The following is a 2,718-nucleotide window of genomic DNA, read 5'->3' as shown; positions in this document are numbered from 1 at the left end:
CCCCGGCGTGGCAGCTGGGAGTTCTCGGTCGCTTGGCCGCTGTATTAGCGGATGAGCTACCGGGAGGTTTCGGTGATCGAGATCAGGGAGATGCTGCGGCTGTGGCTGCAGGGTCGTGGACTGAGGGAGGTGGCCCGGTTGTCGGGCACCGACCGCAAGACCGTGCGCCGGTATGTGGAGATGGGCCAATCCTGCGGGGTGGACCGTGACGGCGGGGTCGAGCAGTTGACCGACGAGCTGCTGGCCAAGGTGATCGGCGGGGTCCGCCGTTCCCGACCGAACGGCAAGAGCGAGGCCTGGGAGGCCGTCGCGGCCCAGTCCGAGCAGATCAAGACGTGGATGGAGCAGGGCCTGACCCTGACCAAGATCCACGTCCTGCTCGGCCGGCGCGGGGTTGTGGTGTCGTATCGGACGCTGCACCGTTACGCGACAACCGAATTGGGGTTCGGGTGCAAACGCGCGACGGTCCGGATCGCCGACTGCGAGCCTGGCAGCGAGGTCCAGGTCGACTTCGGCCGACTCGGGCTGCTCACCGACGCCGAGGGCCGCGGCCGGGTGGTGAAGGGCCTGATCTTCACCGCGGTCTATTCCCGGCACATGTTCGTCTATCCAACGCATCGCGAGACGCTCAACGATGTGATCGCCGGGTTCGAAGCGGCCTGGATGTTCTTCGACGGCGTGTTCGCCGTGGTCGTTCCCGATAATATGAAAGCGATCGTGGACCGGGCCGACGCGACGGACCCGAAGCTGAACGACTCGTTCCGCGAATACGCCGAGTCACGCGGCTTCGTGGTGGATCCGGCCCGCATCCGGAGTCCGCAGGACAAACCCCGGGTCGAGCGTTGTGTTCCTTATGCACGCTCGAATTTCTTCGCCGGAGAACAGTTCCGGGATCTCGCTGATTGCCGGGATCGGGCCGAGCGGTGGTGTCGGCAGACGGCAGGAATGCGGATCCACGGCACCACCCGGCTGCGACCAGCGGAGGTGTACGCCGCTGACGAGCATCCGTTGCTGAAACCTTTGCCCGACACCGTGTTCGACATTCCGTCCTGGGTGAACCCGAAAGTCGCGCCCGACCGGCACGTCCAGATCGCCAAAGCCCTCTACAGCGTTCCAGGCGACCTGATCGGGCAGCGGCTGACCGCCCGCGTCGACGGGCAGACGATCAAGCTCTATTTCCGCGGCGAGCTGATCAAGGTCCATGCCCGGGTCGAGGCCGGCCGCCGGCAGACCGATCCGGCGGACCTGCCGTCGGAGTTGACCGCCTATGCAATGCGAGACTTGAATGCGTTGGGCCGCAAGGCGTTCGACTACGGCCCGCATGTCGGCGCCTATGCCCGGCCGTATTGGAGCATCCGTTGCCCTGGACGAAGATGCGGCAGGTTTATCGGCTGCTCGGGCTGGTCGCCCGCCACGGCGAGCACGCGGTCAACGACGCCTGCCGCCGCGCTCTGGACGCCGAGGTCGTCGACGTCGGTCTCATCGACCGCATGCTCACCCGCGGCGCAGCCGCGAGCGGGCAGCTGACGTTGCTGCCACCGCCGGCGCCGTCGCGGTTCGTCCGTTCCACCACCGACTTCTCGGTCAGGAGGCCGTCATGACCGCCAGCAGCACGCGTCGGCCCGCCGCGGCACCGGCGGCCAAACCCGTCGAGATCACCCCGGAGCTGAAATCGCTGATGCGCAGGCTGAAGCTTGGGCAGCTACTCGACACGCTGCCGGAAAGGTTGGCGTTGGCGCGGTCGAATCGGTTGCCGCACCACGATTTCCTGGAGATGTTGTTCGCCGACGAGGTCGCCCGCCGCGACCGGGAGTCTCAGCAGCGACGCGCGAAGACCGCGCACCTGGACCCGCAGATGCAACTGGCGGCTTGGGACGACACGACCGCGGTGACCTTCGACCGGGAGCTCTGGGCGGAGTTGTGTTCGCTGCGGTTCCTCGCCGATGCCTACAACGTCCTGATCATGGGACCGGTCGGGGTCGGAAAGACGTTCCTGGCCAATGCGCTCGGTCATGTCGCCGTTCGCCGGAACCACACCGTTCACACCGAACGCGCCGACAAACTGTTCAAACGATTACGTGGTTCGCGTCTGGACGGTTCCTACGAGGACGAGATGCGCAAGCTGCATCGGGTCGACCTGCTGATCATCGACGATCTGGCGCTGCACCGGCTGGAGGCGCCCGAGACCAACGACTTCTACGAGCTGATCGTGGAGCGGCACCGGAAAGCGTCGACGGTGATCACCAGCAACCGGGAACCTCCGGAGATCTTGACGATGATGGCTGATCCGCTACTGGCGCAGTCGGCGATGGACCGATTGCAGTCCGCAGCGTTCGAGCTGGTCGTCGAGGGCGAGTCCTACCGGCAGCGGCAGAAGCCCCGCCGAAGCCGCACGGCCGGCCCAGCCGACGGTTCGGATTGACCGGCGGCCCGGTCGTCGGTCACGATCAGCACACGGGCCCGCGACCGGGCGCACCCCGGTCCCATGCTCATGGCTAACCAGTGGTCCCTTAACCCTGGCAGGCGACATGAAGGTTCCGAACTCGCTGGTAGGTCAAGGGCCACCTGCTCGAACTGCGGGCGGGTGTCTTCGAACGACGGGCGGGGCAGGAGCGTAACTATGCCTGCAACAGCGAGAATCATCGCGGGGGCAGCTGCGATCCACCATGACCAAGTCCGATCCCTACCTACGACATGCAGCGTGCGGACCGCCCATAG

The 2,718-nt window shown here is 66.2% G+C and carries 1 protein-coding gene and 1 pseudogene; both read left to right on the top strand.

The features are described 5' to 3' along the window. Positions 1-51: 51 nt before the first annotated feature. Positions 52-1,601 (top strand): annotated as a pseudogene (istA, locus tag ACL03I_RS39140) (IS21 family transposase). Next, the gene (locus tag ACL03I_RS39135) at positions 1,598-2,422 is read left to right on the top strand and encodes an ATP-binding protein (RefSeq protein WP_412808617.1); all 825 of its coding nucleotides are present in this window, start codon (positions 1,598-1,600) and stop codon (positions 2,420-2,422) included. Before istA ends, ACL03I_RS39135 begins: the two are co-directional and overlap by 4 nt. Positions 2,423-2,718 lie beyond the last annotated feature (296 nt).

It is taken from the genome of Nocardia sichangensis, from assembly GCF_047200615.1.
Taxonomy (GTDB): domain Bacteria; phylum Actinomycetota; class Actinomycetes; order Mycobacteriales; family Mycobacteriaceae; genus Nocardia; species Nocardia sichangensis.
Note: the sequence above shows the minus strand (reverse complement) of the source record. Positions and strands in the feature narration are given on the sequence as shown.